Raw genomic sequence first — 14,770 nt, forward strand, 5'->3', positions numbered from 1 at the left:
TTCCGTATCGGCCTTCATCGCGGGAACGCCCAGGCGTTCCCGCGCCTGTTCCGCGGCGTGCAATCAGTCTTGTTAGCAAGGCTCCATGCCGTGCCGTACCTTCGCGCTATCGGCGTTGGACGAACCGAGAAACGCAAGGAACGCGCGAGCCAGTTGCGGCGCATTCGCGTTCGCGCATATCGCGCCTTCGAACACCGTGAGAGTCTGAATCGCAGGCGGCAACATGCCGAGCACGTCGATACCTTCGAGGCCGGTCATCTCGCTCATCTGCTGAAAGCCCAGTTCAACCTCGCCACGCGCGATGAGCGCGCCCACCGCGACGCCCGGCGGCGCCTGCACGATGCGCGACGCGATGCGTTCCGCAATGCCCCAGCGCTCGAACAGACGCATGAGATAAACGCCGCTCGGCCCCGTCGAATATCCGATGCTGCGCGCCGCGAGCACCGCCTCGCGCACGGCCGCCTCATCGTCGATGGAGGGACGCGGCGAGCCCGACGCCACCGCGATGGCCACGCCCGAGCGCGCGATGCGCACGCGGCTCGTTGCATCGATACGCGCCGCCGCCGCGAGCCGGTCGATCGCGTCCGAAGCGAGCACGACGATATCGAACGCCTCGCCTTCCTCGATTCGCTTTAACGCCGCGACGCCGCCCACCGATTCGATCGCGATGCGCTGCCCCGTCTGCGCTTCGAATGTCGAGGCAAGCGCATCGAGCACCTGGCGCGTCGCCATCGAAGAGATAGCGGTGATGCTCATGGTCATCAATCGATATAGCGCAGCCCCGCTTTTTCCAGCGGTTCGCGCATGGCGTACATGTCGAGGCCGAGCACGCCGCTTGCGAGCTTCGCGCGCTTCTCTTCTTCGAGCGCCTCGCGCGCGACGGCCTTGTCGAGCACCTGCTGCGCCGATGCGGATGGCACGACGACGACGCCGTCGTCATCCGCGACGATCACATCACCCGGGTTCACCCATGCGCCCGCGCACACGACGGGAATGTTCACCGAGCCGAGCGTCGCCTTCACCGTGCCTTTCGCCGAAATCGCGCGGCTCCAGACCGGGAAGTTCATCCCGGTCAGCACACGCACATCGCGCACGCCACCGTCGATGATGAGCGCCCGCGCGCCGCGCGCCTTGAAGCTCGTGGCGAGCAGATCGCCGAAGAAACCATCGGTGTTATCGGTCGTGCAGGCAGCCACGACGATATCGCCCGGCTGAATCTGCTCGGCGGCGACATGGAGCATCCAGTTGTCGCCCGGTTGCAGCAGCACGGTGACGGCCGTGCCGCTCGCCTGCGCGCCCGCGTAGATCGGCCGCATGTAGGTCTTCATCAGGCCGACACGGCCCATTGCTTCGTGCACGGTCGCCGCGCCGAGCGGGCCGAGCTTTTCCGCCGCATCCGCGTTCGCGCGACCGATGTTGCGATACACCACACCCAGTTCGTACATGTCAGCGTCCCTTTGCCTTGAGCGCCGCATCGAGGCGCGGATACACGCGGCGCGCGTTGCCTTCGTAGATCTTGTAGCGCGCGTCGGGCTCGATGTGCGCAGCCTCGACATAGCGCTTCGTATCGTCGAAATAATGCCCCGTTTCAGGATCGATGCCACGCACCGCGCCGATCATCTCGCTTGCGAACAGAATGTTGTCGACGGGGATCACGCGCGTCAGCAAGTCGATGCCCGGTTGGTGATAGACGCACGTATCGAAGAACACGTTGTTCAGCAAATGATCCTTCAGCAAGGGTTTTTTCAGCTCCTGCGCGAGACCCCGGAAACGTCCCCAGTGATACGGCACCGCGCCGCCGCCGTGCGGAATCACAAACTTGAGCGTCGGGAAATCGCGGAACAGATCGGACGTGAGGCACTGCATGAACGCGGTGGTGTCCGCATTGAGGTAATGCGCGCCCGTCGTATGGAAACACGCGTTGCAGCTTGTGCTCACGTGAATCATCGCGGGGACGTCGTACTCGACCATCTTTTCGTAGATCGGATACCAGTAGCGATCCGAGAGCGGCGGGCTCGTCCAGTGGCCGCCCGACGGGTCCGGATTCAGGTTGATCGCGACATTGCCGTATTGCTCGACGCACTTCACGAGCTCGGGGATGCACGTCGAGACATCGACGCCCGGACTCTGCGGCAGCATCGCCGCCGGAATGAAGCTGTCCGGAAACAGCTCGCTCACGCGATAGCACAGCTCGTTGCAGATCGCGGCCCACGTGCTCGACACTTCGAAGTCGCCGATGTGATGCGCCATGAAGCTCGCGCGCGGGCTGAACACGGTGAGATCGAGGCCGCGTTCGCGCATCAGTCGAAGCTGATTCGCTTCGATGGATTCGCGCAGTTCATCGTCGCTGATATGCAGCTCCGATGCGGCCGGCATCGCCGAAGGATTCTCGATGCCGGCTATCTGCCGGTTGCGCCACGCTTCCAGCGCCTTCGGCGCGGTCGTGTAGTGGCCGTGAATGTCGATGATCATGCGTCACTCCAGGTACTAATGTGCTGCTTTGGTTTGTGCGTGCGCTTCGTCGGCATGCGTGCGTTGCGCGACGAGTATCGAAATCGCGGCGAGCGTCGCGGGCACGGCAAGGATCGCGAGGATCGCGCCGAACTCCCAGCCGAGGCCGAGCAGCGCGCCGCCGAACGCGGAGCCGAAGATGCTGCCGAAGCGGCCCATGCCGAGCATCCAGCTCACGCCGGTGGCACGCGCAACCGTCGGATAACGGCTCGGCGCGAACGCGTTGAGGCCCGTTTGCGCGCCGCTCATGCAAAAGCCCGCTGCGAACACGAGCACGGCCAGCGACGACGACAACGCGCCGATCCAGGCGAGCCCGAGCACGCAGACCGCGCCGCCGAGATACGCCGCGCTGATGACGGGCGCCGGGCGCACCTTGTCCATGATCCACCCGACGATGATCGCGCCGATCGTGCCGCCGATCTGGAACATCGCCGTGATGTTCGCCGCCGACGATACCGTGAGCCCCGCGTCCTTCATCAGCGTCGGCAGCCAGCCGGTGAGCAGGTAGATCACGAGCAGGCCCATGAAATAGGTCGCCCACAGCGCGGCCGTCATCAGGCCGTAGCCATGCGAAAACAACACGCCGATGGGCTTCTTCGTCGGCAGCGGCGGCTCGTTCGATACGAACGTCTCCGTGCCGTCGAAGCGCGCGCCGCATACGCGGCCGAGCACCTTGCCGATGCGTGCCGAGCTCGCGCCGCGCACCGCGAGCAGACGCGCCGATTCGGGCAGCAGCCAGATTTGCAGCGGAATCAGCACGAGCGGCAGCGCGCCGCCACAGATCAGCACGGAGCGCCAGCCGTGCACCGGAATCAAGGCGCCGGCGAGGAAGCCGATCAGCGCCGAGCCGAGATTGAAGCCCGTGAACATGATCGTGATCAGTAGCGCGCGCTTGCGTTGCGGCGCGTACTCGGAGAGCAGCGTCGTCGTATTGGGCATCGCGGCGCCGAGGCCGATGCCGGTCAGCACGCGCAGCAAGGCCATGCTCGAAGGCGAATTCGTGAACGCGGTGGCGATCGTGAACACGCCGAAGAGAAACACCGACGCAATCAGAACCCACTTGCGTCCGATGCGATCCGACGCCGGGCCTGCCGCGAGCGCGCCGATCACGAGACCAATGGGCGCCGCGCTCATCACGAGGCCGAACGCGGGCCGCGAGATGTGCCAGTCCGCGATGATCGAAGGCGCGACGAAGCCCATGATCGCGACATCCATGCCGTCGGCCGTCACGATCAGAAAGCACAGCGCCACCAGCAGCCACTGGTAGGCGGAAATCGGGCGTTCGTCGATGAAGCCCTTGATGTCGATGGTTTTACCGATAGTCATATGTGTCTCCCGTCCCCGTTGCCTGCTTAGTCTTTGGCCTTCCCGGCCTTGTCCCAGTCGAGCTTGCCCGCGCCCTTGCCCGCGACCGAGTACAGTGCACCGGGCGCATTGCGGGTCTTCTGAAATGCTTCGAGTGTTTCGCCGCGCATCGCGGCGTAGATGTGCAGGTTCGACACGCCGGTCACCGCGCCGAGCTTCTCCAGCATGAAGAAAATCACGCCGTAATGAAGCAGGCCGCGCCAGTCGCGCCGGCGAATGAGGTCCCGCTCCTCTTCGCTGAGACCGGCCGCCTCGAAGCTCGCTTCCTCGTCTTGCCTGAATGCCTCGCGATGCGCGGGCTCGACCATGCGATGCAGATAGTCGTTGATGCGATACGCGCGCACGGCGGTTTCGATCGAGAACGGATAGGTGCCTTCGAGGTTCTCGACAACGGTGAGCTGCACCGCCATCTTCTGACGATGACGCTCGATGATCGCCGGCTTGATCTCGCTATCCTCGCCTTCATAGATCGCGGTCGCGATGCCCGCCATCGACGGCAGGTAATAGCTGCGATGCTTGCACACGACATTCGACGACAACGCGCCGCGCATCGTGAGCCACATGATGACTTCGGCGCCTTCGTAGCCGCCGAGCGCCGCATATTCGGCGATGGTCATGTCCGCGAGTTGTTCGGGATCGCGCTCGAAGAGATCGAGAAAGCGCGCGTCCCATGCCGTGTTATTGAAGCCCGCGCGTTCGCCGTGTACCTGATGCGAAAGACCGCCCGTCGCGAGAATCGCGACCTTGATGTCCTCCGGATAACTTTCGATCGCGCGGCGCAGCGCCTGACCCAGCTTGTAGAAGCGGCGCGCGCTCGGCACGGGCAATTGCAGCACGCCCATTTGCAGCGGCACGAGCTTCACCGGCCATTCGGGTTCGTGCGGGCACAGCATCGAAAGCGGCGAGAAGCAGCCGTGATCGAGCGCCTTGTTCTGGAAGAACGACATGTCGAATTCGTCGGACATCAGCGACGTGCCGATGTGCGCGGCAAGCGCCGGATGACCCTTGATCGGCGGCAGGTCGCGTGCGCCGCCGCCTTCGTCCGCAACGCGCCATTGCGGTCCTACGCCGAGTGCGAATGCGGAGTAGTGATCGAAGAAGAATGACGTGACGTGGTCGTTGTAGATCGTGACGATGACATCGGGCTGCTTCTCCGCGAGCCAGTTCGTGAGCGGCGCGAAGTTCTCGAAGATCGGCGCCCAGACGGGATCGTCGCGTTTGTTCTTGTCGAACGCGAAACCGATAGTCGGTGTGTGCGAGGCGGCAATGCCTCCGATGATCCGTGCCATGTGCGCTACTCCTTCAGAATGCGTAAGCCCGAAGGGTAGCGATGAAGGCAGCGTGGCTGGTACTACGCGTAAACCACCATCTTGCTTTTGCGGATAGGGTTCTGACGCGTGGAAAGCCCGGTGGGACGGCCGCAGCGAGGCGTGCGGCCGCCTACTACCAGCGATATGTCGATAAACAAAACTGATGGCTCGTGAAGCAGGACGCAAGAGGTCGCGAGAAACCGTCTGGGTCAGGTCCACGGCAATGAGCGAGGCGTGATCTTCGGACAAGATCCATCAAGCGTACAGACGGTACCCTTATTCGAGGACTCGCGTGCGTTCTGGCACGCGCCGGGTCAACCCACCGAGGCGGCTCGTTTCAATCAGCCGCACAAGCCGCTCGACGATCTCGTGTACGGTTGTCCCCGGTCCGAAGATTTCTGCCACGCCTATGTTCCGCAGAGAAAGCGCGTCTTGATCTGGCACGATCCCGCCGACGACTACCGGCGCACATACGTCTATTTCTCCAAGCTCGCGCATGAATTGAAGGACGAGACTTCCATGCGCTCCCGCGAGCGACGAAATACCGATCACGTCGCATCCTTCTTTCCCGGCAATCCTCGCTGCACGCGTCGGCGAAGCAAACAGGCCGCTCATCGCTACATCGAAGCCCGCGTCCTTCAGCGCCGCCGACACCACGTTCGCGCCGCGATCGTGTCCGTCGAGTCCGAGTTTTGCCATCAGCAGGCGTGGTCTTCTGCCTAGCTTTTTCGCGAGACGCGCTACCTGTGCCCTCACCGCATGCCATGCCTCGTCCTCTCCACATCGTGTTCCATACGCATTCGACACAACGCCGGATGCCTGCACATGGCGCGGCCAAACTGCTTCAAGGGCACGCGTGCATTCACCCACCGTCGCCCGTGCGCGCATGCAATCGATTGTCAGTGCAAGCAGGTTTGCGGCATCGTCGTGTGCGGCGCGAGTCAATGCCGAGAGCGTCGTGCTCACCCGATACTCGTCGCGTCGGCGCTTGACGTCGGAAATTCTGCGCGACTGTTGCACGCGCACACGTTCCCCATCGATTGCGACACATTCGGGAGCATCATCATCTGCCTCGATTGCCGGAAAGGCGTTGGTGCCGACGATCACCTGTTTCCCCGCATCGATGCGCGCCTGCGTCGCCGCCGCGCTTGCTCGAATCTGCTGCTGAACCCAGCCCGTGCGAATCGCCTCGCGCGCGCCGCCGCCCGCCTCGATTGCGTCGATCATGTCGCGCGCCCGCCCGGCAAGATCCGCCGTCAGCGATTCCATCATGTACGAGCCGGCCCACGGATCGATCACGTCGCACAAGCCCATTTCGTGCTGAAGGATGAGTTGCGTGTCGCGCGCGAGTTGCGAAGCCGATGCGGATGGCAGCGCGAGCGCCTCGTCATGCGCATTCGTGTGCAGCGACTGCGTTCCGCCGAACACGGCCGCCATCGCCTCGACGGTCGTACGCACGATGTTGTTATGCGTGCGCGTCGGGCTGAGCGACCAGCCCGAAGTCTGGCAGTGCATGCGTAGCGCACGGCCTTTCGGCGTGCTCGCACCCTCTTCGGCCGCGATTCTCGACCACAGCAAGCGCGCCGCGCGCAGTTTCGCGATCTCTGTATAAAAGTCCGTTCCGGCGCCGAAGAAAAAGCTCAGTTGCTCGCAAACGGCATTGGCCTCCAGGCCGCGCGCACGCAACGCGCGAAGATATTCGCGGGCATTCGCGAACGTGAGCGCAAGTTCGAGCGATGCATCCGCGCCCGCTTCCTGAAAGTGATAGCCCGACACGGAAAGCGCCTTGAAGCGCGGCATGTGTTCGTTCAGAAACTGCGCGACATCCGCGACGATGCGCATCGACGGTTCCGGCGCGAACACGTAGGCATTGCGCACCATGAACTCCTTGAGGATGTCGTTCTGCACCGTGCCCGAGAGCGAATCCATCGCGATGCCGCGCTCTTCGGCCGCGACGATGAAAGCGGCGAGTACCGGCAGCACTGCGCCGTTCATCGTCATCGAGACGGACACGCGATCGAGCGCGATGCCTTCGAAGAGACGCGCCATGTCGTCGACAGTATCGATCGCCACGCCTGCGAGGCCGACGTCCGGGCATGCTTCGCGATCGGTGGAATCGTAGCCGAGCTGCGTCGGCAGATCGAAGGCCACAGACAGGCCTTGCGCCCCGTGTGCGAGCGCCTTGCGAAACGCGAGATTCGAATCTGCGGCGTCCGCATAACCGGCGTACTGGCGAATGGTCCAGGGTTTCGCCGTGTACATGGAGGCATACGGTCCGCGCACGAATGGTTGCGCGCCGGGTTGCGAACCGAGATGCTCGATGCGGTCAAGATCCGCCGAAGTGTAAAGCGGCTTCAATGGAACGCGTCGCGGACGGCTCATGCGCGCCTCCGGGCCTTGTGCGTGAGGACGTCGGCGATCTTCCTGCCGTCGCTCGTGCGTTCGATCTCGCACCAGTGCGCCACGCGTGTCTCGTCGACGAAGGCGCGCCGAAACGTCAGGCGCAGGCTCTCGCCGACGTCGATGTTGCCGTGATAATGCAGTTCGCGCGAGACGAGCGCGGGGGTATCCGCGAGACGCCAGGTCTGCCATTCCGCGCGATCGACAAAGCCCTGGAAGCTTGCGAAGTAGAGGAAGTGCGCGCCATTGAAATCGTTGTAAGGGCACGGCAGAAACTCGACCGGCGCGCAGTCTTCCGCGCGCAGGCCCATTTCCACGAGGCGCGGCCCCGCTTCGCACAGGCGCAGTTGGCGCGCGGCGTCCTGTATGTCGGTGATCGCCGCGTTCATCGGCGCGATGTCGCCCTTCATTTTCGCAAAGCTCGCGCGCGCGACCGAGCGGTTGTTACGCGCCTCGGTTCGCCGCACGAAGGTGGACATCATCGACAGCGAGGCGATCGCGCCATGTTCACGCTCCACGCGATGCTCGCTGATATGCCGCGCCGCGCCGATCCGCGCAAGCTCCGTGCGAATGCGGAACGCGTCGTTCTCGCGCACCTCGTGCATGCCGTGCGCGCGCAGCCGGATCGACGTGAACGCGGCATAGGCGCGCGTGCCTTCATCGGCGACGAAGTCGCTGCCGGTGGCTTGCGCGAGTGCGCCCCAGTGCCGGTCGCCGCATTCCTTGAGCAGCCAGTTTTCGGACAGGCCGGCGTAGTTGAGTTGCGGCATGCCGGCGCGGTAAGTGTCGTCGTAAGGAGGCGTCATGCTTCTTCACGCACACGCAATCGACACATGATCGGGCACGTTCGAGCGCTGCGCGCAGATCGCGTCGACGACGTACTGCGCGTCGCGCGCGACGCCGGAGAAGCGTCCCGAGCCCCACGTATGCAGCCACGGGAGGCCGACGAAATAAATGCCCGGAACGGCCGTCACGCCGCGCACGTGAGCCGGATATCCGCGCCCGTTGAACACTGGGGCGTCGAGCCAGGCGAAGTCCGGCGTGAAGCCGATGCACCACACGATAGACGTGATGCCGCTCGCCTGCAGATCGAGTTCCGCGCGTTCAGCCGGCGGATGCCACAGCGGCTCATACCGCGCGGCAGCCGGCGCATCGATACCATGCTTCTCGATGAAACCGTCGATGCTCGCGTTGATGCGGTTGTACGTGTCGTCCGCATCGTCGAGGTTGGCGCGCAGGTTCGGCGCAAAACGCAGTTTTCCATCGCGGAAGTCCTCCAGCCGCCCGAACAGTTCCATGCCTTCGGACGCGAAGCGGCGCAGGTCGATATCGCGTCCGCCGTCGCGGCCCGTCACATAGTGATTGGTGTTGTCGCGCACGCCTTCGCGCAGCGGATGATCGGTCACCGGCATGTCGTAGTAGCGCATGTCGGCCAGCCAGTCGACGACGTCGCGGCCCCGATAAAAGCGCGCGCAACGCGGCGCCTCCCCGACCGCGAGATGCACCTTGCGGCCCGCCAGGTGCAGATCTTCCGCGATCTGCGCGCCGGACTGCCCCGAGCCGACGACGAGCACCGCGCCGGGTGGCAGCGCGTCGGCGTTGCGGTATTCCGACGACTGCACCTGCACGATGCTCTGCGGCAGGCGCTCCGCCATGCGCGGCACGATCGGCGTGTGATAGCCGCCCGACGCGACGACCACCTGATCGGCCGTATACGTCCCGCGCGTGCTTTGGACGATGTAGCCGCCACCGGCGTTGCGCGTTACCCGCGTGACAGCCGCGCCTTCGAGCACCGGCGCGTTCACCTTGGCGATGAACGCATCGAGATAGGCGATGATCTCGTCCTTCTTCATGAAGCCGTGCGGGTCCGGGCCATCGTATGGATGGCCCGGCAGCGCGCATTGCCAGTTGGGCGTCACGAGACAGAACGTGTCCCAGCGCTGTGTGCGCCACGTGTGCGTGAGACTGTGCTTTTCGAGCACGAGATGCCCGATATTCGCCTGTTGCAGAAAGTAGCTGACCGAGAGCCCGGCCTGCCCGCCGCCGATGACGATCACGCCGAGATGTTCCGGCGCTGCCTGAGTGGATTCGATGTTCGACATATCCGCTTCCTCTTCGACAAATGGGTCAATCGAGCGCGAGCACGGTCACGCGCGCATCGTGCGCATCGGCAAACCGTCCCGCATCGTCTTCGATACGTGCAAGCTGATCGAGCGCCGCGGAGCACGCGAAGCCGTACTTCTCGCGCACGCGCTGCGAGCCGATGTTGAGCGCCTCGCGCGAGCGCGCGACGAAGTCGCCGACGGCATAGCTTTCGCCCACCGCGAAATATTCGCTGACGACCGTAGAGGGCGAATAGCAGTTCGCCTCGACGCCGTCCGGCCAGCGAATTCGAAAGTGCATGACAGGCATGTGCAAGCCTCCGTTATGGGTTGAGCGCAAGCGGCGCGCGCGCGAGCCACCTGCCATAGATGTCGAGATGACGCACGGCGCTTGCCCGCCAGGTGAAGCGCCGCAGCAGCGCGGGCACGGCGTGAAGGAAGTCGATGCCGCTCCTGCCCTCGAGCGCCGTGTCGAGTGCCGCGGCAATGGCTTGCGCGTCGTGCGGATCGGCGAAGAGGCACGCTTTATCGTCGAGATATTCGGTGAACGGCGCGATGTGCGACACCACGACCGCACGCCCGCTCGCCAGCGCCTCCAGCACCACGAGGCCGAAGCCTTCGCGCAGCGAGATCATCGAGACGACACCGGCCAGGCGATAAAGCGCGGGCATCGATGCATCGGGCAGCGCGCCGGTGACGACGACCGGCGTGCCTTTGCCGCTCACGTCCAGTCGCAGTTCGGCGGCGCGTGCGAGAAAGCCGCGCGTATAGACGTCGTGATCGAGCAGACTTGCGCCGCCCGCGAGCACGAGTTGCGCGCCGGGCCGCCGGCGGCGCAAGAATGCGAACGCTTCGAGCAGCATCGAGGTATTCTTGCGCGCCTCTATGCCGCCCACCGCCAGCACGACCGGTCCCGCGCCGAGACCGAAGCGCTCGCGCAACGCCGCTGTTTCGCCATCCGCCGATGCCCCGAAGCGCGCGCGGTCGATGCCGTTGGTGACCGTATGCGCCGCGATGCCGCAGGTCGAACGCATCGTGTGCGTCCAGGCTTCGCTCACGCACAGCACGGCATCGGCATCGCGCCATGCGCGGGTTTGCCAGTGCGCGAGCCGCGCATCGTCGAAATGGTCGAGATGATGCACCGTGCGAATGAAACCGCGAATCGCCCCTTGTTCCTTCAGGTCCGCCAGCGCATTGCCGCCGATGCTGTCCTGCGCGTGCATCACATCGAAGAGACCGGTGCCCTGGTCCGCGAGCGTCCGCTTCAATGCGTTCATGCGCTCGCCGACCATGCCCGCCAGACCTTGCTGCGCGCCTTCGATTCGCGCCAGCACGATGCGGCACGGCGATGCGCGGAACATCGACTCGCCCGCGCGCGCCGGCGCGAACACCGTGACGTCATGACCAAGTTCATGCAATGCGCGCCCGAGTTCGAGCGTATGCACGACACCGCCGCGCGGGTTCACCGAATGCGTGAGCAGCGCGACGCGCAGTGTGTTCATCGCGCACATATGAACGGCTCCTCACGCAGATTCCACAGCAAGGCGGCCTCGCTGCCGCGCGTCACGGCCACTTCGCGCGAGGCATCGACTTCACCGATCACCGCGCTCGCGAGATCGCGCCCGGCGAAACGGGCCAGCACCTCGCCGACATGCTCGCGACGCACGGAAAGCACGAAGCCGAAGCTCGGAAACGCCGTGAGCCAGCGTTCGATCCCGACATCGGCGGGACGCGGCAACGCATCGAGGTCGATACGCGCGCCGGCTTTCGAGCATTCGAGCAGCATCAATGCGGTCCCAAGCACGCCCGCCATGCTGATGTCCTTTGCGGCATCGCACAGACCCTCTTCGGCGAGCGCGGGCAGCAATTCGAAATCGGCGCGTGCGCGGCCTTCGGGCGACCCCACCGATGCATTCCAGAACGGATACGGCTCCTCGAACCTGCCGCGCAGATCGACGGCCATCACGAGCGCATCGCCCGGGCGCGCATCGAAACTGGTCAGAAGCTTGCGCGCCCGTCCTACGATCGCCACCGCGAGTTGCGCGCCGTCGCTGCGCACGTTGCTGTGTCCGCCGACGACCGGCACGCCATACACCTCCGATGCCGCCGCCATGCCCGCGAGCACTTCGCCGGCGGCGTGTGCGCTGCCGCTCCACAGCGCATCGACGACGGCGAGCGGGCGGCCGCCCATCGCGTAGATGTCGCTCACGTTCACCATCACGCCGCTGTAGCCGGCGAACCAGGGCATCGAGCGAACGAAGTCGCTCACCATGCCTTCGATCGCGAAGAGCAGATAGCCATCGCCGTCGGGAATCGCGGCGCAGTCATCGCCGATCGCCACGGATTGCGCGTTCGGACGAAGACGCGAAAGCACATGCGAGATATCGTTCTTGTGACGAAAGCCGCGACTCTCGCGCAGGCGCTCGACCAGTCCGGCGAGCGCGCTCACGGCAGCCTCCGCGCCAGCGCGACGAAACCGCTTTGCGGGGTCAGGCACGGCGGGTACGCGTCGAGTTGCGCGCGCATCAAATGATGAGGGCGGCCGAACAGCGTTTCCTCCTGCTGCGTGTCCCAGCGCAGACGGCGAAAGAGCGGCACGTTCTGCGCCTGCACATGGGCGAGAAAAGTCTCGCAGCCCAGCGCATGCGCGCTCGATACCGCGAGCCGGATGAGCGTCGAGCCGATCTTTCCATGCGAGCGGAAGGCCGCGTGCACCGCGAGCCGCGAGCCGCACCACACGCCCGGCTCCGTCTCGTGGATGCGCACGGTGCCGACCACCTGCTCCGGCATGCCTGCGACGCAACTCAGCGCGACCAGCAACTGCGCGCGCTCATCGATCTCGTCGCGATCGTCACCGACGAACACGCCCTGCTCGATGCAGAACACCGCGCGCCGCAGCGTGTACGCTTCATCCTCTTCCCACGGCAGCGTTGCCCACTTCACGCGGTATTCGACCGGCGTGTAGTCGAGATCGAACGCATCGCCGACGATGGCTTCGACGAACATGGTCACACCTCGTACGATGAAAGCGACGAACATGCGCCGCATTTGCCGCAGCCCGCCTTGATATCGGCGGAACGCATGCTCGCCTGCGCGAGCATCGCGCCGATCGGCGCCAGCACCGAGCGCATGAAGTCGGGCGTGGGTGCGGGATGGTCCTCGAGCGGCGTGCCGCTGATCGGCACGAACGGCACGACGAACGGATACACGCCGAGCGCAATCAAATCGCCCGCCATATCGACGATGGCCTGTGCGGTGTCGCCGAGTCCCGCGAGGATGTACGTGCTCACCTGCCCGCGCCCGAACACCGCGACCGCTGCCTCGAACGCTTCCATGTAGCGCGACACCGGCACGCTCGCCTTGCCTGGCATGATGCGGTCGCGCACCGCGGGCGTCACCGCTTCGAGATGCATGCCGAGCGTATCGATGCCGCTCGCCTTCATGCGCTCGAACCAGCGGTCGTCATCGGGCGGCTCGCACTGCGCCTGGATCGGCAGATCGACTGCCGCCCTGATCGCGAACGCGCTCTCACACAGGATCTGCGCGCCGCGATCCGGCGTCGGCGGCGTGCCGGTGGTCAGCACCATGTGCTTGACGCCGTCGAGCAACACGGCGGCGCGCGCCACCTCGGCGAGCTGCTCGGGTGTCTTGCGCGCGATGGTGCGTCCCGCCGCGAGCGATTGCCCGATCGCGCAGAACTTGCACGATTTGCGCCGGCTTTCGTAACGGATGCAGGTTTGCAGCACGGTTGTCGCGAGGACGTCGGCACTGTGCAGCGTCGCTATGTGCGAATAAGGCACGCCGTCGAGTGTCTGCATCGCGTAGAAGCGCGGCGTCTTCGGAAAGCTGATGCTCGCGATCGGGATCGTGTTGCGCATCAGCGCGCTGTTGCCGCTCGCGTCCGGCTGGCCCGCGACGAACGGCGAATCCCAGGCAGTGCTCGTATGCACGGGCACCATGATGGTCACGCCATCGACGGTCACCGCCTTGTGATCCGATGGTCCCGCGCCGCCGCGCCGGCTCGACACACCCGCGCGCGGATCGACCAGTCGCAGGCCGCTCGACTGAAGCTCAATCATCAATTGCCGGCTCGACGCCGGCAGGCTCTCTCTTGCGCTCATCGTCGTAGGTGTCCTTGAAAGAAGTGACGGGCGTGGCGGGTCGGTCGTTGATCGCGAGACTCAGCAGCTCGGGCCGCGCGTAGTGGCCGACCGAATCCATCATGCGTTTGCGCTTGGTGATGAGCGACATGTCGAGATCGGCGATCACCATGCCTTCGCCTTCGCGCAAAGGCTCGGCCAGATGCTGACCTTCGGGCGAGACGATCGCCGTGTTGCAGCCGCCGCGCAGCGCGCGTTGCAGGTTCGGATCCGGCGTAATGGCTTCCATCTGCGCATCGGTCAGCCAGCCTGTCGCATTGACGACGAAGCAACCCGACTCCAGCGCGTGATGCCGGATCGTCACTTCGATCTGCTCGGCGAAGATCGGGCCGACCAGCGAGCCGGGAAACTGGCTGCAATGGATCTCTTCATGCTGCGTCATCAGCGCGTACCGCGCGAGCGGGTTGTAGTGCTCCCAGCAAGCCAGCGCGCCGACGCGGCCAACGCGCGTTTCAGCGACCTTCAGCCCCGCGGCATCGCCTTGTCCCCAGATCATCCGTTCGTGGAACGTCGGCGTGATCTTGCGGCGCTTGAGCAGCAGGCGGCCATCGGTGTCGAAGATGAGCTGCGTGTTGTAGAGGCTGCCGTGATCGCGCTCGTTGACGCCGAGCACGACCACCATGTTCGCGAGCCGCGCGTGTTCCGCGATTGCCTGCGTGACCGGACCCGGCACGACCACCGCCTGTTCGTAGAGCTTCATGTGATCCGGACCCGAAGCAACCGGTGCGCGCACGAACGAGAAGTACGGGTAATACGGCACGAAGGTCTCGGGAAACACGATCAGCTGCACGCCTTTCGCGGCGGCTTCGTCGATGGTCGTGCAGACGCGCTCGAGCGTGCCGTTCGGGCGTTCGAAATCCGGCGCGATCTGCACGGCGGCGGCGCGCACGACGCGCTTGGTCGTCAGGGCATCGGCCATGAT

Annotated in this window: 14 protein-coding genes; all 14 read right to left on the bottom strand. The window is 65.0% G+C overall.

Annotated elements, in window-relative coordinates; genetic code table 11:
- Window positions 1-72 precede the first annotated feature (72 nt).
- A complete protein-coding gene (locus NCT32_RS23660; RefSeq protein WP_250490589.1) occupies window positions 73-756 on the bottom strand; it encodes a substrate-binding domain-containing protein in 684 nt (227 codons plus the stop codon).
- Window positions 757-761: 5 nt separating this feature from the next.
- A complete protein-coding gene (gene ligK, locus NCT32_RS23665) occupies window positions 762-1,445 on the bottom strand; it encodes a 4-carboxy-4-hydroxy-2-oxoadipate aldolase/oxaloacetate decarboxylase (protein ID WP_061119130.1) in 684 nt (227 codons plus the stop codon).
- A gap of 1 nt (window position 1,446) precedes the next feature.
- Complete coding sequence (locus NCT32_RS23670) at window positions 1,447-2,472, bottom strand: amidohydrolase family protein (RefSeq protein ID WP_061119131.1); 1,026 nt, start codon at window positions 2,470-2,472, stop codon at window positions 1,447-1,449.
- A gap of 15 nt (window positions 2,473-2,487) precedes the next feature.
- Window positions 2,488-3,837, bottom strand: a complete 1,350-nt coding sequence (locus tag NCT32_RS23675) for an aromatic acid/H+ symport family MFS transporter (RefSeq protein WP_061119132.1) — start codon at window positions 3,835-3,837, stop codon at window positions 2,488-2,490.
- Between the two features lie 26 nt (window positions 3,838-3,863).
- On the bottom strand, window positions 3,864-5,165 hold the full coding sequence (locus NCT32_RS23680) for a gallate dioxygenase (RefSeq protein WP_061119133.1): 1,302 nt from the start codon (window positions 5,163-5,165) through the stop codon (window positions 3,864-3,866).
- A 297-nt stretch (window positions 5,166-5,462) separates the two neighbouring features.
- On the bottom strand, window positions 5,463-7,568 hold the full coding sequence (gene scpA / locus NCT32_RS23685; protein WP_061119134.1) for a methylmalonyl-CoA mutase: 2,106 nt from the start codon (window positions 7,566-7,568) through the stop codon (window positions 5,463-5,465).
- Entirely contained in the window at window positions 7,565-8,392 is an 828-nt protein-coding gene (locus NCT32_RS23690; RefSeq protein ID WP_061119135.1) for a Pnap_2097 family protein, read from the bottom strand. Before NCT32_RS23690 ends, scpA begins: the two co-directional genes overlap by 4 nt.
- A gap of 6 nt (window positions 8,393-8,398) precedes the next feature.
- Window positions 8,399-9,688, bottom strand: coding sequence for an MSMEG_0569 family flavin-dependent oxidoreductase (locus tag NCT32_RS23695; RefSeq protein WP_061119136.1), 1,290 nt, complete (start codon window positions 9,686-9,688; stop codon window positions 8,399-8,401).
- 25 nt (window positions 9,689-9,713) lie between these two features.
- Complete coding sequence (locus tag NCT32_RS23700; protein ID WP_061119137.1) at window positions 9,714-9,998, bottom strand: MSMEG_0570 family nitrogen starvation response protein; 285 nt, start codon at window positions 9,996-9,998, stop codon at window positions 9,714-9,716.
- A 13-nt stretch (window positions 9,999-10,011) separates the two neighbouring features.
- Window positions 10,012-11,199 (bottom strand): MSMEG_0565 family glycosyltransferase, encoded by a 1,188-nt coding sequence (locus NCT32_RS23705; RefSeq protein WP_409219305.1) that lies wholly within the window; start codon window positions 11,197-11,199, stop codon window positions 10,012-10,014.
- Window positions 11,187-12,137 carry a sll0787 family AIR synthase-like protein gene (locus tag NCT32_RS23710; protein WP_250490590.1) on the bottom strand — a complete coding sequence of 317 codons (951 nt, stop codon included), beginning with the start codon at window positions 12,135-12,137 and terminating at the stop codon, window positions 11,187-11,189. Before NCT32_RS23710 ends, NCT32_RS23705 begins: the two co-directional genes overlap by 13 nt.
- Window positions 12,134-12,694, bottom strand: coding sequence for an MSMEG_0567/Sll0786 family nitrogen starvation N-acetyltransferase (locus tag NCT32_RS23715; RefSeq protein WP_061119139.1), 561 nt, complete (start codon window positions 12,692-12,694; stop codon window positions 12,134-12,136). Before NCT32_RS23715 ends, NCT32_RS23710 begins: the two co-directional genes overlap by 4 nt.
- A gap of 2 nt (window positions 12,695-12,696) precedes the next feature.
- The gene (locus NCT32_RS23720; protein WP_061119140.1) at window positions 12,697-13,767 is read right to left on the bottom strand and encodes an MSMEG_0568 family radical SAM protein; all 1,071 of its coding nucleotides are present in this window, start codon (window positions 13,765-13,767) and stop codon (window positions 12,697-12,699) included.
- The gene (locus NCT32_RS23725; protein ID WP_250477729.1) at window positions 13,760-14,767 is read right to left on the bottom strand and encodes a Nit6803 family nitrilase; all 1,008 of its coding nucleotides are present in this window, start codon (window positions 14,765-14,767) and stop codon (window positions 13,760-13,762) included. The genes NCT32_RS23720 and NCT32_RS23725 overlap by 8 nt, the downstream gene beginning before the upstream one ends.
- Window positions 14,768-14,770 lie beyond the last annotated feature (3 nt).

Origin of the sequence: Caballeronia sp. INML2 (assembly GCF_023631365.1) — a bacterium.
GTDB lineage: Bacteria > Pseudomonadota > Gammaproteobacteria > Burkholderiales > Burkholderiaceae > Caballeronia > Caballeronia turbans.

Bases quoted from the DNA above. Each gene is read 5' to 3' on its own strand.
- NCT32_RS23690 (WP_061119135.1), bottom strand. From the start codon at position 8,392: ATGACGCCTCCTTACGACGACACTTACCGCGCCGGCATGCCGCAACTC.
- NCT32_RS23720 (WP_061119140.1), bottom strand. From the start codon at position 13,767: ATGATTGAGCTTCAGTCGAGCGGCCTGCGACTGGTCGATCCGCGCGCG.
- NCT32_RS23680 (WP_061119133.1), bottom strand. From the start codon at position 5,165: ATGGCACGGATCATCGGAGGCATTGCCGCCTCGCACACACCGACTATC.
- NCT32_RS23675 (WP_061119132.1), bottom strand. From the start codon at position 3,837: ATGACTATCGGTAAAACCATCGACATCAAGGGCTTCATCGACGAACGC.
- NCT32_RS23695 (WP_061119136.1), bottom strand. From the start codon at position 9,688: ATGTCGAACATCGAATCCACTCAGGCAGCGCCGGAACATCTCGGCGTG.
- NCT32_RS23725 (WP_250477729.1), bottom strand. From the start codon at position 14,767: ATGGCCGATGCCCTGACGACCAAGCGCGTCGTGCGCGCCGCCGCCGTG.
- NCT32_RS23715 (WP_061119139.1), bottom strand. From the start codon at position 12,694: ATGTTCGTCGAAGCCATCGTCGGCGATGCGTTCGATCTCGACTACACG.
- NCT32_RS23660 (WP_250490589.1), bottom strand. From the start codon at position 756: ATGAGCATCACCGCTATCTCTTCGATGGCGACGCGCCAGGTGCTCGAT.
- NCT32_RS23670 (WP_061119131.1), bottom strand. From the start codon at position 2,472: ATGATCATCGACATTCACGGCCACTACACGACCGCGCCGAAGGCGCTG.
- ligK (WP_061119130.1), bottom strand. From the start codon at position 1,445: ATGTACGAACTGGGTGTGGTGTATCGCAACATCGGTCGCGCGAACGCG.
- NCT32_RS23700 (WP_061119137.1), bottom strand. From the start codon at position 9,998: ATGCCTGTCATGCACTTTCGAATTCGCTGGCCGGACGGCGTCGAGGCG.
- NCT32_RS23705 (WP_409219305.1), bottom strand. From the start codon at position 11,199: ATGTGCGCGATGAACACACTGCGCGTCGCGCTGCTCACGCATTCGGTG.
- scpA (WP_061119134.1), bottom strand. From the start codon at position 7,568: ATGAGCCGTCCGCGACGCGTTCCATTGAAGCCGCTTTACACTTCGGCG.